At 72.0% G+C, this 13146-nt stretch carries 12 protein-coding genes; 8 read left to right on the plus strand and 4 right to left on the minus strand.

Annotated features, from left to right (window positions below):
• Positions 1-13 precede the first annotated feature (13 nt).
• The 8 genes from Prum_RS25655 to Prum_RS25685 all read left to right on the plus strand — a co-directional run bounded on the left by Prum_RS25655 (position 14) and on the right by Prum_RS25685 (position 10047).
• Positions 14-1186 carry an ABC transporter substrate-binding protein gene (locus Prum_RS25655; protein WP_218577339.1) on the plus strand — a complete coding sequence of 391 codons (1173 nt, stop codon included), beginning with the start codon at positions 14-16 and terminating at the stop codon, positions 1184-1186.
• Positions 1183-2058 carry a branched-chain amino acid ABC transporter permease gene (locus tag Prum_RS25660; RefSeq protein ID WP_173078816.1) on the plus strand — a complete coding sequence of 292 codons (876 nt, stop codon included), beginning with the start codon at positions 1183-1185 and terminating at the stop codon, positions 2056-2058. Before Prum_RS25655 ends, Prum_RS25660 begins: the two co-directional genes overlap by 4 nt.
• Entirely contained in the window at positions 2055-3695 is a 1641-nt protein-coding gene (locus tag Prum_RS25665) for a branched-chain amino acid ABC transporter ATP-binding protein/permease (protein ID WP_173078817.1), read from the plus strand. Before Prum_RS25660 ends, Prum_RS25665 begins: the two co-directional genes overlap by 4 nt.
• A complete protein-coding gene (locus Prum_RS25670) occupies positions 3692-4423 on the plus strand; it encodes an ABC transporter ATP-binding protein (RefSeq protein WP_173078818.1) in 732 nt (243 codons plus the stop codon). The genes Prum_RS25665 and Prum_RS25670 overlap by 4 nt, the downstream gene beginning before the upstream one ends.
• 6 nt (positions 4424-4429) lie before the next feature.
• On the plus strand, positions 4430-5224 hold the full coding sequence (locus Prum_RS25675) for a class I SAM-dependent methyltransferase (protein ID WP_173078819.1): 795 nt from the start codon (positions 4430-4432) through the stop codon (positions 5222-5224).
• 313 nt (positions 5225-5537) lie between these two features.
• Positions 5538-7307: a glycoside hydrolase family 6 protein gene (locus tag Prum_RS25680; RefSeq protein WP_173078820.1), complete on the plus strand. Its 1770-nt coding sequence runs from the start codon at positions 5538-5540 to the stop codon at positions 7305-7307.
• A gap of 92 nt (positions 7308-7399) precedes the next feature.
• The gene (locus tag Prum_RS51890) at positions 7400-8557 is read left to right on the plus strand and encodes a substrate-binding domain-containing protein (protein ID WP_246278087.1); all 1158 of its coding nucleotides are present in this window, start codon (positions 7400-7402) and stop codon (positions 8555-8557) included.
• Positions 8558-8586: 29 nt separating this feature from the next.
• Positions 8587-10047, plus strand: coding sequence for a putative bifunctional diguanylate cyclase/phosphodiesterase (locus Prum_RS25685; RefSeq protein ID WP_246278618.1), 1461 nt, complete (start codon positions 8587-8589; stop codon positions 10045-10047).
• 4 nt (positions 10048-10051) lie between these two features.
• On the opposite strand, the gene Prum_RS51895 is transcribed toward Prum_RS25685, so the two are convergent.
• Genes Prum_RS51895 through Prum_RS25700 form a run of 4 tightly spaced genes read right to left on the minus strand, consistent with a single transcriptional unit; the run spans position 10052 to position 13140 of the window.
• Complete coding sequence (locus Prum_RS51895) at positions 10052-10387, minus strand: alpha/beta fold hydrolase (RefSeq protein ID WP_246278088.1); 336 nt, start codon at positions 10385-10387, stop codon at positions 10052-10054.
• Positions 10384-10836, minus strand: a complete 453-nt coding sequence (locus Prum_RS51900; RefSeq protein ID WP_246278089.1) for an alpha/beta fold hydrolase — start codon at positions 10834-10836, stop codon at positions 10384-10386. Before Prum_RS51900 ends, Prum_RS51895 begins: the two co-directional genes overlap by 4 nt.
• Positions 10833-11687, minus strand: coding sequence for an SDR family oxidoreductase (locus Prum_RS25695; protein WP_173078822.1), 855 nt, complete (start codon positions 11685-11687; stop codon positions 10833-10835). Before Prum_RS25695 ends, Prum_RS51900 begins: the two co-directional genes overlap by 4 nt.
• Positions 11680-13140 (minus strand): flavin-containing monooxygenase, encoded by a 1461-nt coding sequence (locus Prum_RS25700; RefSeq protein WP_173078823.1) that lies wholly within the window; start codon positions 13138-13140, stop codon positions 11680-11682. Before Prum_RS25700 ends, Prum_RS25695 begins: the two co-directional genes overlap by 8 nt.
• Between the last annotated feature and the right edge of the window lie 6 nt (positions 13141-13146).

The following is a 13146-nucleotide window of genomic DNA, read 5'->3' on the forward strand; positions in this document are numbered from 1 at the left end:
GGAGAAGGAAGACATGTCTATGCGCAAGATGGCGGCGGCGTTCATCGCCCTCGGTCTGGTGGGCGCCGCCACGGCCTGCTCCGGCGGCAGTGGTGGAGCGGCGGGCACCCTCAAGATCGGGCTGCTCGCCTCGCTGTCCGGCACGTACCAGGCGGTCGGCACCGACATCCGCGACGGGTTCCAGCTCTATCTGAGCACGCACGGCGGGAAGCTCGGCGGCCACCAGATCGAGCTGATCGTGGCGGACGAGGGCGACGGGGCACCGACCGCCGTACCGGCCGCCACCAAGCTGGTCAAGCAGGACAAGGTGGTCGCGCTGACCGGCGTCGTGGGCGGTGGCTCGGCCGCGGCCATCCAGCCCGTGGTCGCCCAGGGCAAGATCCCGTTCATCGGCGCGAACGGCCGGCCCGAGCTGAAGGACATCACCCGGGTCTGGCACACGTCGTACCTGTCGCAGGAGACCGGCGCGGCCATCGCCCAGTACGTGCGCGACAACGTCGACGGCAAGGTGTACGCGATCGGCCCGGACTACCAGGGCGGCTGGGACCAGCTCAAGGGGTTCACCGACGCGTTCACCAGGTCCGGCGGGAAGCTCGCCAACGAGAGCGGCAAGACCACGTTCACGCCGTTCCCGCAGACGAAGAACTTCACCCCGTACTTCGCGCAGATCAAGGCGTCCGGCGCCGATGCCGTCTACACCTTCTACGCCGGCGGCGCCGCCATCGAGTTCGTCAAGCAGTACGCGCAGTCGGAGGTCAAGGATCTGCCCCTGTACGCGGCGGGCTTCCTGACCGAGGGCGGCGTGCTGAACGCGCAGGGCGAGGCGGCCCGGGACGTCTTCTCCGTGCTCAACTACTCGCCCGACCTGGACAACGCGGAGAACAGGGCCTTCGTCGCCGCTTGGAAGGCGAACCACGACGGGCCGCCCACCACGTACGCGATGGCCTCCTACGACGCGGCGGCGGTGCTGGACAAGGCGATCGGCGCGGCCGGCGAGAACCCGACCCCGGAGAGCATCAACACCGCGATCGGCGGGCTCGGCCAGATCGACAGCCCGCGCGGGGCGTGGCAGTTCTCCAAGAAGACCCACTCGCCGGTCCAGAAGTGGTACCTGCGGCAGGTGCGCCAGGACGGCCGGGCGCTGTCCAACACGGTCGTCGGCGACCTGGCCACCGTGGGCGAATGAGCAATCTGGACCCGTACCTGATTCCGGCGCTCGACGGCGTCGCGTACGGCCTGCTGCTCTTCGTCGTGGCGGCCGGGCTGGTGTTGAGCTTCGGCGTTGCCGGCATCCTCAACCTGGCCCACGGCACCCTGTACGCGATCGGCGCCTACGTGGCGGCGTGGCTGGCCGACGGGGGCTGGGCCGCGCTGCCACTGGCGCTGGCCGCCGGGGTGGTCGCGTCCGCCGGCGCCGGCACGGTCCTCGCGGGCCTGCTGGCGCCGGTCGCCCGCCGCGACCACCTCACCCAGGCCCTGCTGACGTTCGGGGTCGCCCTCGCCGGCGGCAGCCTGCTGGTCGCCGCGTTCGGCCCGGACGATCTGCCGGTACGCGTACCGGCCGCGATCGACCGGCCGGTGGATCTGGCCGGGCACGCGTACGCGGCGTACCGGCTGCTCTTCATCGCCGTCGCGGTCGTGCTGGCGGTGCTGCTGTACCTGGCGGTGACCCGTACCCGGGCCGGCATGCTGATCCGGGCCGCGGTCGACGACCCGCAGATGGTGGCCAGCCTCGGCGTGAACCCGGCGCGGGTCCGGATCGGGGTGCTGACCGCGTCCGGCGCGCTCGCCGGCGTGGCCGGGGTGCTCGGCGCGCCGATCATCGGGCCGGGACCGAGCACGGCCGCCACCGTGCTGCTGCTCTCGCTTGTGGTGGTGGTGCTGGGCGGCCTGAGCTCCGTCGCGGGCACGCTGCTCGCGGCGCTCGCGGTCGGCGAGATCCAGACCTTGGGCGTCGCGCTGCTACCGACGGCCGCGCCGTTCCTGCTCTTCGCGGCCATGGCGCTGGTGCTCGCGGCCCGCGCGCGCGGCCTGCTCCGAGTCTGGGGTACGGCGTGAGCCGGCTCATCGCGCTGGCGACGGTCTCCGCCACTGGGGTCGCGGTGGCGGTGCCCTGGTTGGTCGACGACTACACCACGGCCACGCTCGCCCGGATCCTGGTGCTCGGCCTGGTGGCGGTGAGCGTGGCGCTGCTGACCGGCGTGGCGGGACTGCCCACGCTGGGTCAGACCGCGCCGTTCGCCGCCGGGGCGTACGCGGCGGCCAGCCTGGACCAGTCCGTCGGCGTCGTGCAACTCGGCGTGGCGGCCGCGGTGGGTGCGGCGTTCGCCCTGCTCACCGCGCCGCTGGTGGTGTACGCGCGGGGCGTGGTCGTTCTCATGATCACGCTGGCGATCGGCGAGTTGGCGATGACCGTCGCCAGCCGGTGGAAGTCGGTCACCGGTGGCACCGACGGACTGCTCGCGGTCACCGCCGTACGGCCGGTGTGGGGAGCGTCCACTCTCGACAGTGACCGGGCCCGCTACCTGTACGCCGTCGTGGCCGCCGGTGTGGTGGTGTGCCTGGTGCTGGTCGCGCTGCGCGGCCCGGCCGGCCTGCTGTTGCGCGGCAGCCGCGACGACGAGGGGCGGATGCGGGCCAGCGGTCACCCGGTGACGGCGTACCTGACCGGCGCCTACGTGGCGGCCGGCGCGATCGCCGGCACCGGCGGGGCGCTGCTGCTGACCACCCAGCAGTACGTCGCACCGGCCGACTTCGGCTTCGACACGGCCGCCCTGCTGCTGCTCGGCGTGGTGATCGGCGGTGCCGCCTCGCCGCTCGGCGCCCTCGCCGGTACGGCGCTCGTCTTCGCCGCCCGGGACTGGCTCTCCGGCCTGCTGCCCGGCCAGGCGCCCCTCGTGCTGGGCGCCCTCTTTGTGGCGACCGCCTACCTGCTGCCGCGCGGCGTGGCTGGCCTACGCCCGGCCAGGGGGTGCTCGGTGGATGACCTGCTGATTACCGAAGGGGTGTGCCGGAGGTACGGGGCGGTTACGGCCGTGGATCGGTTGGATCTACGGATTGTGGCGGGGGAGCGGCGGGGGGTGATTGGGCCTAATGGGGCGGGGAAGTCGACGTTGTTGGGGCTGGTCGCCGGGGCGATTCGGCCTTCTGGGGGGCGGATCCGGTTTGCCGGGCGGGACGTTACGGCGTTGGGGGCGGCGCGGCGGGCTGGGCTCGGCATCGGGCGGATCCATCAGCGGCCGGCGGTGTGGCCCACACTGACCACATTGGACAACGTCGCGGTGGCGGCGGCGCGCCGGTCCGGGGGCGTACGGCGGGGACGGTTGCCGGCCGCGGAGCTGCTCGACCGGCTCGGGCTCGGCCACTGCGCCGGCATCGAGGCGGAGCGGCTGTCCCACGGGCAGCGCCGCCAGCTCGAGATCGCCATGGCGCTCGCCGGGCGGCCCCGGCTGCTGCTGCTCGACGAGCCGGCCGCCGGCCTGTCCGCGGTGGAGTTCGAGCGGCTCGGCGCGGTGCTGCGGGACCTGCCCCGCGAGGTCACGCTGCTGCTGGTCGAGCACCGGCTGGACCTGGTCTTCGCGCTCGCCGACGTGGTGACCGTGCTGCGCGACGGCCAGTACGTGGCCACCGGCACGCCGCACGAGATCCGCACCTCGGCCGCGGTGCGGCAGGCGTACAGCGGGGTGATCGCATGACGCTGCGGGTCGGCGGGCTGTGCGCCGGCTACCACGGCGGGCGGGTGCTGCACGGCGTGGAGCTGACCGTCGAATCAGGCACCGTGCAGGCGATCGTGGGCCGCAACGGGGCCGGCAAGACCACGCTGGTGCACGCGATCGCGGGGCTGCTCAAGCCGTACTCGGGAATGGTCGTGGTGGACGGCGTGGAGTTGGCCGGCGCGCCCGCGCACGTGATCGCCCGAGCCGGGGTGGGCCTCGTCCCGCAGGGACGCCGGGTCTTCGCGAGCCTCACGGTGTCCGAGCACCTGCGGCTGGCCGTGGGCGGCCGAAGGAGTCCTCAGTGGACGGTCGCGCGGGTGCTGGAACTGCTGCCCCGGCTGGCCGAACGCCTCGGCAACCGCGGCGACCAGCTCTCCGGGGGCGAGCAGCAGATGCTCGCCATCGCGCGGGCGCTGCTGACCCAACCCCGGGTGCTGCTCCTGGACGAGCCGTCCGAGGGGCTGGCGGCCGGCGTGGCCGCCCGGGTGCGCGAGCTGATCTCCGGCCTGGCGGGGGCCGGCATGAGCGTGCTGCTCGTCGAGCAGCGGCTCGACCACGCGATCGAGGTGGCCGACCGGATCGCGGTCCTGGACTACGGGCACGTGGTGTTCGACGAGTCGACCACGCAGGTGCGCGCCGAACCGGTGTCCGTCCAATCGATGCTCAGCATCGACCAGCCGCTGAACCCCCAACCGCAAGGGAGCTGACCGCTCGTGAAGACCGGCTATTCGTTCGACAACCGCGCCCCCGAGGCCGACTCGCAGCTGCGCACGCTGGAGTCGTTCCTCGACCCGATCACGACCGCCCGGCTGGCGTACCCGGTGCTGCGGCGGGGCGCCGCGTGCTGGGAGGTCGGTGCCGGCGGTGGCTCCGTGGCCCGGGTGATGGCCGCCGCAGTCGGCCCCGAGGGCCACGTGGTCGCCAGCGACCTCGACCCGTCCCACATCGAACCGGACGACAACCTGAGCGTCGTCTGCCACGACGCGCGGACGGACGCGGCCCCCTCGGGTGCCCCCTTCGACGTGATCCACGCCCGGCTCCTGCTCCTGCACCTGCCCGAGCGCCGCAAGGTGCTGCGCGACCTGGTCGACGCCCTGGCCCCGGGCGGCTGGCTGGTCGTCGAGGAGTTCGACTGCACGGCGCCGTTGCGCGTGCTGACCGCGCCGACGGACGACGCGGCGAAGCTCTTCGGGCAGGTGATGGACGTGATCCTGGGTGCGTTGCAGGACCGCGGCGCCGACCTGGCGTGGGCCCAGGACGTGCACACCGAGATGGTCGCGGCCGGGCTGAGCGAGGTGGACACGGTGACCCACTCGGAGAGCTGGACCGGCGGCGAGCCCGGTGCCGCCCTGCACGACCTGAACTCGCGCACGCTCGAGCCCCGCCTGGTGGCGGCCGGGCTGTCCGTGGACCAGTTGACGGCGTTCCGCAAGCTGGCCCACGATCCGTCCTTCGCGTCGCTGTCGTACCAGTTTGTCTCCACCCGGGGCCGCAAGCCGCTCCGTTGATCAAGGGTGCGTCCGCGCGATCGGATATCGATTCACGCGGATCCGCCCCTGATCAACGGCCTACCGCTTGTGCGTGGGAGCCCTCCCATGCAAGACTCGCTTAACGCATTCGGGGAGCCGATGCGTGTAGGTTCTGCCAGGGCACGCGGGTCGGGGTCATCAGCCCGCACGGCGGGACAGGTTATGCCACCTTCCAGCTTGCCATCCGGGCCGGTGAGCTACCCCGTTAGGCGTGCCTGCGGTGAACTCCCCGCGGCGCGCCACACCAGAGTCCCACGCTCTGGTGCCGCGCGACGAAGTAGGAGAAACAGGAATGAGACTCGGCTCGAGTCCTACCCGGAAACAGCGCCTGGCGATAGCTGGTGTCGCTGTGCTTGGCTTGGGCGGCCTCTCGGTAATCCAGGCTTTGCCGGCCAGCGCCGCCCCGGGCTGTAGCGTGACATACACCATCGCGAATCAGTGGAACAACGGGTTCCAGGGCAACATCGTCATTCGTAACGTCGGGGACGCTTGGACCTCCTGGACGCTGCGGTTCTCGTTCGCCAACGGGCAGACCGTGAGCCAGGGCTGGACCGGCCGGTTCTCGCAGAGCGGCAGCGCCGTCACCGTCGCCAACGAGACGTGGAACGGCGCGGTCGCCACCGGCGGCTCGGTCAACCCCGGCTTCATCGGCACCCACACCGGCACCAACGCGGTGCCGACGTCGTTCTCGGTCAACAACACGGTCTGCACCGGCACGGTCACCCCGACCACGGGTACGCCGACGACGAACCCGACGACGGGTACGCCGACCACCAGCCCGACCACGGGCACGCCGACGACCGGTCCCACCGGCAACCCGGGCCCGAAGGCCGACAACCCGTACGCGGGTGGCACCGGCTACGTGAACCCGGAATGGCGGGCCAAGGCCAATAGCGTCTCCGGCGGCAGCCGCATCTCCAACAACCCGACCGCGGTGTGGATCGACCGGATCGCCGCGATCAACGGGACCCCGGACAGCAGCTCCAACGGCCCGATGGGCGTGCGCGCCCACCTGGACGCGGCGCTCGCGCAGGGTGCCAGCTACATCCAGTTCGTGATCTACAACCTGCCCGGCCGGGACTGCGCGGCGCTGGCCTCCAACGGTGAGCTCACCGCGACCGAGATTGGCCGCTACCGCACGGAGTACATCGACCCGATCAGGGCGATCCAGGCGGACGCCAAGTACGCCGGCCTGCGGATCATCAACATCATCGAGATCGACTCGCTGCCGAACCTGATCACCAACGTGTCCGGCCGCGCGGGCGCCACCGCCGCGTGCGACACGATGAAGGCCAACGGCAACTACCAGACCGGCATCGCGTACGCGTTGCAGCGGCTGGGCTCGATCGGCAACGTCTACAACTACGTGGACGCGGCGCACCACGGCTGGATCGGCTGGGACGACAACTTCACCCCGACCGCGCAACTGCTGGCCCAGGTCGCCGACCTGTCCGGCAGCAAGGCCAACGTGCACGGCTTCATCACCAACACGGCCAACTACTCGGCTCTGCAGGAGCCGTACATCACGGTGAACGACACGACCCGCCCGTCGGCATGGATCGACTGGAACCGGTACAACGACGAGCTCTCCTTCGCTCAGGCGTTCCGGACCGCGCTGGTGGGCCAGGGGTTCGCGTCGAGCCTCGGCATGCTGATCGACACCTCGCGTAACGGCTGGGGCGGCACCGCCAGGCCGACCGGCCCGGTCACCACCGGCACGATCAACGACCAGGTGAACGGCTCCCGGATCGACCGGCGTATCCACAAGGGCAACTGGTGCAACCAGAGCGGTGCTGGCCTCGGCGAGCGTCCGCGCTCGGCCCCGGCCGCTGGCATCGACGCCTACGTGTGGGTCAAGCCTCCGGGCGAGTCGGACGGCTCCAGCACCCTCATCCCGAACACCGAGGGCAAGGGCTTCGACCGGATGTGCGACCCCACGTACACCGGTAACGCCCGTAACGGCAACAGCATGAGCGGCGCGCTCTCCGGCGCTCCGATCTCCGGGGCCTGGTTCCCGGCGCAGGTTACGCAGCTCATGCAGAACGCGTACCCGGCTCTCTGAACCGGCACGCGATGACCAAGGGCCCGGTGCGTACGCGCACCGGGCCCTTCGGTTTTCTTCCCGACGCCGCAGAGATCGGCGTAGCCTCAGACGTGTCGGGTGATCTCGCACTAGGTGTCCTGTCGCCCTTCCTCGGCGGCTGGTACTACGGCGGCCTCCTTCGGGGGATCGCCCGGTCCGCCGCGCAGGAGGGTGCGACGGTGGTCGCGCTGCAAACGCTGGACGCGGGCACCGAGCAGGTCGAGATGCGCAACCCGCCCGACCCCGGCTACCCGATCGCCTGGGAGCACGTGGCCGGCTTCATCGTGATCATCAACGCGGTGAGCCCGCGCTACCTGGCCGCCGTCCAGGATGCCGGCAAGCCGATCGTCATCGTCAGCCACGAGATCCCCGGGCTGGACTGCCCCGTCGTGCTCCCGGACAACCGCACCGGGATCCGGGAGGCCGTCGCCCACCTCGTCGGGCACGGCCACCGGCGGATCGCGTTCGCCGGCTACCTCGGGGCCAAGGACGTGAAGCAGCGGTACGACGCGTACCGCGAGGCGCTCGTCGAGCACGGGCTGCCGGTGGACCCGGCGCTGCTCTTCCCGCTCGACGACAACCAGATGAGCAGCGGTGAGGCCGCGGCCCGCGCCATCGTCGGCGCCGGCATGCCGGCCACCGCCGTGATCGCCGGCACCGACGCGAACGCCATCGGCCTCCTGGAGACCCTCGCCGCCTCCGGCTACCGGGTGCCGGACGACCTCGCGGTCGTGGGCTTCGACGACGTACGGGGCGCGTCGTACACGCTGCCCCGGCTCACCACGGTCAACCACCCCGTGGACGGGATCGGCCGCAAGGCGGTGGCCACCCTGGTACAGCGGATCCGGGGCGAGGCCACCCCCACCGGCCGGATCTTCGTGCCGACCTCCCTCGTCGTGCGGGAGTCGTGCGGGTGCCCCGCCGCGACCCGCCCGAGCGGCGGATGGAGGCGGACGGCCGCGACCACTTCCGCGAGCGCGTGCACCTGCAGGAGACCCTCAGCAAGCAGTACGAGGTCAGCATGGAGCTGCTGCGCGGTCACGAGGAGGATCCGCGGCGGCTGCGGTGGCTGGCGCGTACGCCCGCGCGGGCCGGCTGCCTGGGGCTGTGGGGCGACCGGGACCAGCCCGACCCGATGCTGGACGTGGTCGGCGCGTACTTCCGGGACAAGCCGCCCATCGCGGGGCCGTCCCCGGTGCCGGTCAGCATGTTCCCGCCGGCCGATCTGATCGATGCGGCCCGGCAGAGCGCGGACGCGATGACGTTCGTGGTGCCGGTGAAGGTCGGCGGCAGCGACTGGGGCCTACTGGCCATTGTGGACACCGTGGAGACCCGGGTCGGCACCGGGCGCGAGCCGTTCAACCACTGGGCCGCGCTCCTGACCGTGGCGCTCGACTACCAGATCGTGCTGGCGACGCTGCGCGAGCAGGAGGAGCGGCTCCGGATCGCGGCCGTGTACGACCACCTCACCGGCCTGCCCAACCGCACGCTCTTCCTGGACCGGCTCCGCCACGCCATGCGCCAGCGCGGGCACGACTACGCCGTTCTGTTCGTCGACCTCGACGGTTTCAAGGTGGTTAACGACAGCCTCGGCCACACCGCTGGCGACCGGCTGCTCATCCAGGTCGGCAACCGGATCTCGAACAGCCTGCGGGAGGGCGACACGGCGGCCCGGTTCGGCGGCGACGAGTTCCTGATCCTCCTGGACGGCGTGACCGACCCGCACACGCCGACGCAGGTGGCCGAACGGCTGCACGCCGCGCTCGCCCCGGCGTTCCGGCTGCAGGGCCAGGAGGTCGTGGTCACCGCCAGCATCGGCATCACCCTCGCCGGCGCCCGGTACGCCGAGGCGGAAGACCTCGTCCGCGACGCCGACATCGCCATGTACTGGTCCAAGTCGCAGCGCAAGGGCTCGCACGCGCTCTTCGACGTCGCGATGCACACCAAGGCCGTGTCCCGCCTGCGGATCGAGACGGAGCTGCGGCACGCGATCGAGCGCGACGAGCTGGAGGTGCACTACCAGCCGATCGTGCAGCTGGTCAGCGGGCGGACCCGGGCGTTCGAGGCGTTGATCCGGTGGCGGCATCCCACCCGCGGGCTGTTGATGCCGGACGAGTTCCTGGCGGTCGCCGAGGAGACCGGGCTGGTCATCCCGATCGGCCGATGGATCCTCGACGAGTCGTGCCGGCAGCTCGCCGAGTGGCAGCGCACCCCCGGCCGGGACGACCTGCGGGTGAGCATCAACGTGTCGAACCGGCAGTTCTGGCAGGGCGGGCTGATCGACGACGTCGACGCGGCCCTGCGGAAGTCCGCCCTGCACCCGCGCAACCTGGCGTTCGAGATCACCGAGGGCGTGATCATGACCAACGTGACGCTCGCCCGCAAGATGCTGGAGGACCTGCACTATCTCGGATCCGAGCTGCACATCGACGACTTCGGTACCGGGTACTCCTCGCTGGAGGCCCTGCACCGGCTGCCGATCGACGCGCTGAAGATCGACCGGTCGTTCGTGCAGCGGCTGGGCGTCGACGCCAAGAGCAACGCGCTCGTGCACACGATCGTGCTCATGGGCGGCAACCTGGGGCTCCAGCTCATCGCCGAGAGCGTGGAGACCGAGGCGCAGCGCGACCACCTGTTGCGCCTCGGCTGCGCGTACGGCCAGGGCCACTACTTCTCCGAGCCCGTCCCCGCGGCTCTTGCTGAACGCCTCATCTCCTGAGGTGTTAGGAGGGGACCCTTCCTTGCGTCGTGGCGAGGATGATGTCCGCGACCAGCTCGGGGTTGTCGCTCATGGGGACGTGGCCGCAGCCGGGTAGGTCGACGTGGCGCGCGCCCGGGAGCGCCTGCCGGGCCCGGGCCGCCTGCCGGTACGGCAGCACCCGGTCGCGGGTGCCCCACGCGACCGTGACCGGCACCTCGGGGGCGCCCTGGAAGGCGTACCCGCGGCTGGCACGGGCCACGGCGTCGAATGCCGGGGCGTTGCGCAGCGCGAGCGCGTCGGCCAGCGCGACCTCGGGGGTGAGCCGGGTCGGGTGGGCGCAGATCATGCCGAAGGTCACCGCCCGCAGCGCCCCGGACCGGAGGATGGCACGGAGCACGGGCTGCGGCAGCCGGGTGCCGACCCGGTGCGCGGACAGCACGCCCACCGCCCAGCGCCGTTCCAGCGGCGTGAAGAAGCCGGCGGGGACAGCGCGGTCGCCGACGACACCAGGCCGGCGGCGGCCAGTTCGAGCGCGATCGCGCCGCCCAGGCTGTTGCCGGCCACGTGCGGGCGCCCGACGCCGAGGTCGGCGACGAACGCCGCGACCCCGTCCACCGCCCGCGCCATGCTGGTGGGCGCCCCGTCCGCCGGCAGCGGCGACGCGCCGAAGCCGGGCAGGTCGATGGCGATCACGTCGTGCTGGGCGGCCAGCCGGTCGAGCACCGGCGTCCAGGCCCGCCAGTGGTGGCCGATGCCGTGCAGGAGCACTAGCGGTTCGCCGGCGCCGCGGCGCTCGTACACGATCATCGTCCATCACCGTGCGCGCCGAACGCGCGCCCCAGCGCGCGGACCTCTTCTTCCATCCGGGGTACGCCGGTGCGTGCCCCGTGCCCGACGATGAGGTCGCTGAGCGGGCTGACCATCAGCGAGCGGATCGCCTGCACGCCGGCGATGCTGCGGGGCACGTAGACCTTGCGCTTGCGCCGCTCGATGCCGGCGACGAACGCCTTGGCGCACTTCTCCACCGGGATGAACTGGCCCAGCGGCCACGGCAGCTTGCGCACGGTCTCGCCGAACGTCGGCAGGTCCGCGCGCGCGTCCCGGGTCATGTCGGTGTCGATGAACGTCATGTGCGCGCTGCCCACCGCCACGCCGCGGTGCCGCAGCTCCAGGCGTACGGCGTTGCCGAACTGCTCGACGCCCGCCTTCGAGGCGCAGTACGCCGCCATGCCGGGCATCGCGGTGAACGCGGCCGCCGAGGACACCAGCAGGTAGTAGCCGCGGCTGGCGATGACGTGCGGGACCGTCGCGGCGACCGTGCGCATCACGCCGACGAGGTTGACGTCGACGGTACGGACGAACGCCTCGATGTCGCCGACCGCGATGGTGCCGCGGTTGGCGATGCCGGCGTTGGCGACCACCGCGTCGATCGCGCCGAACCGTTCCACCGTGCCGGCGGCGGCGCGGTCGAGGGCGGCCTGGTCGGTCACGTCGCACTCGAACCAGGCACCGCCCAACTCGTCGGCCAATGTGGACAGTAGCTCGGGCTCCAGGCCGGCGAGCGCGACCCGGGCGCCACGCGCCGCGGCCAGCCGGGCGGTGTGCGCGCCGATGCCCCGCGCCGCGCCGGTGATGAGGACGACCTTTCCGTCAAGCATGGGACACCACCTGGTACGCCGAAGGGTCGAACCGCCGGGTGCGTAGCCGGTACGTCCACGTGTAGCCCGGCCAGATCGCCGAGTTGCGCCCGGTCGAGTCCAGGTACCAGCTCTGGCAGCCGCCGCGCATCCACACCGTGCCGGCCATCTTACGGTCCACTGTGGAGTTGTACGCCCGCTGCGCCTCGGGCGTCGGCTCGATGGCGGCCACGCCGTTGCGGTCCAGGTGCTCCAGCGCGCTCAGCAGGTATGCCAGCTGGCACTCCATCATGAAGACGACCGACGTGTGACCGACGCCCGTGTTGGGCCCGAGCAGGAGGAAGAGGTTGGGGAAGCCGGCGACCGTGGTGCCGAGGTACGCCCGCATGCTGCCCTGCCACGCCTCCGCCAGGGTGCGCCCGTCGCGACCACGGACCAACTGGGCGACCGGCGGATCGGTGACGTGGAACCCCGTACCAAAGATGATGGTGTCGACGGTGCGGGCGGTGCCGTCGGCGGTGACCACCGCGTCGGCCCGCACCTCGGCGATGGCGTCGGTGACCACCTCGACGTTGGGCCGGGTGAGCGCGGGGTAGTAGTTGTTGGAGAGCAGGACCCGCTTGCAGCCCAAGGTGTAGCTCGGAGTGAGCTTGGCCCGCATCGCCGGGTCGGGCACCTGCTTGCGCAGGTGGCGACGGGCCGTGAGCATGCCGAGCCGCATGACGGCCGGGTGGAGGAAGCCGGAGCCCTGCGCCTCCCGCGCCCAGTAGATGCCGCTGCGGGCGAGCCGCTGCGCGGCCGGGACGGCCCGGAAGAGCCCGCGCTCGGCGCGCGTGAGGGGCCGGTCCGCCTTCGGCATCACCCACGGCGGGGTGCGCTGGAAGAGGTGCAGCTGCCGCACGTCCGGCGCGATCGCGGGGACGAACTGGATCGCGGACGCCCCGGTGCCGACCACCGCGACGCGCCGGCCGGCCAGGTCGTGCTCGTGGTTCCAGCGCGCGGAGTGGAAGACCTCGCCCTCGAACGCCTCCAGGCCGGGCAGCTTGGGCAGCGACGGCTCGCACAGCGGGCCGGCGGCGACCACGAGCACGTCCGCGCTGTAGGCACCGCGCGAGGTGTCGATGACCCAGCGGCCGCCCTCCCACGCCGCCCCGGTGACCTCGTGCTCCATGCGCAGGTGCCGGTCGAGGCCGTACTCGGCCACGCACCGGCGCAGGTAGTCCCAAATCTCGGCCTGCGGGGAGAAGCTGCGGCTCCAGTTCGGGTTCAGCCCGAAGGAGTACGAGTAGAGGTGCGACGGCACGTCGCAGGAGCAGCCGGGGTACGTGTTGTCGCGCCACGTACCGCCGACGTCGGTGCCCCGGTCGAGCACCACGAAGTCGTCATAACCGCGCTGCTTGAGCCGGATCGCGGTGCCGAGGCCGCCGAAGCCCGCCCCGACCACCACGATCCGGAAATGCTGTGGCCCCGCCATTCCCGG

Source organism: Phytohabitans rumicis (assembly GCF_011764445.1).
In the GTDB taxonomy this organism is placed as follows: domain Bacteria; phylum Actinomycetota; class Actinomycetes; order Mycobacteriales; family Micromonosporaceae; genus Phytohabitans; species Phytohabitans rumicis.

What these genes read in the sequence shown, in the direction of transcription:
- Prum_RS25655 (WP_218577339.1), top strand. Translation starts at nt 14, where the DNA reads ATGTCTATGCGCAAGATGGCGGCGGCGTTCATCGCCCTCGGTCTGGTG.
- Prum_RS25660 (WP_173078816.1), top strand. Translation starts at nt 1,183, where the DNA reads ATGAGCAATCTGGACCCGTACCTGATTCCGGCGCTCGACGGCGTCGCG.
- Prum_RS25670 (WP_173078818.1), top strand. Translation starts at nt 3,692, where the DNA reads ATGACGCTGCGGGTCGGCGGGCTGTGCGCCGGCTACCACGGCGGGCGG.
- Prum_RS25680 (WP_173078820.1), top strand. Translation starts at nt 5,538, where the DNA reads ATGAGACTCGGCTCGAGTCCTACCCGGAAACAGCGCCTGGCGATAGCT.
- Prum_RS25685 (WP_246278618.1), top strand. Translation starts at nt 8,587, where the DNA reads ATGACGTTCGTGGTGCCGGTGAAGGTCGGCGGCAGCGACTGGGGCCTA.
- Prum_RS51900 (WP_246278089.1), bottom strand. Translation starts at nt 10,836, where the DNA reads ATGATCGTGTACGAGCGCCGCGGCGCCGGCGAACCGCTAGTGCTCCTG.
- Prum_RS25695 (WP_173078822.1), bottom strand. Translation starts at nt 11,687, where the DNA reads ATGCTTGACGGAAAGGTCGTCCTCATCACCGGCGCGGCGCGGGGCATC.
- Prum_RS25700 (WP_173078823.1), bottom strand. Translation starts at nt 13,140, where the DNA reads ATGGCGGGGCCACAGCATTTCCGGATCGTGGTGGTCGGGGCGGGCTTC.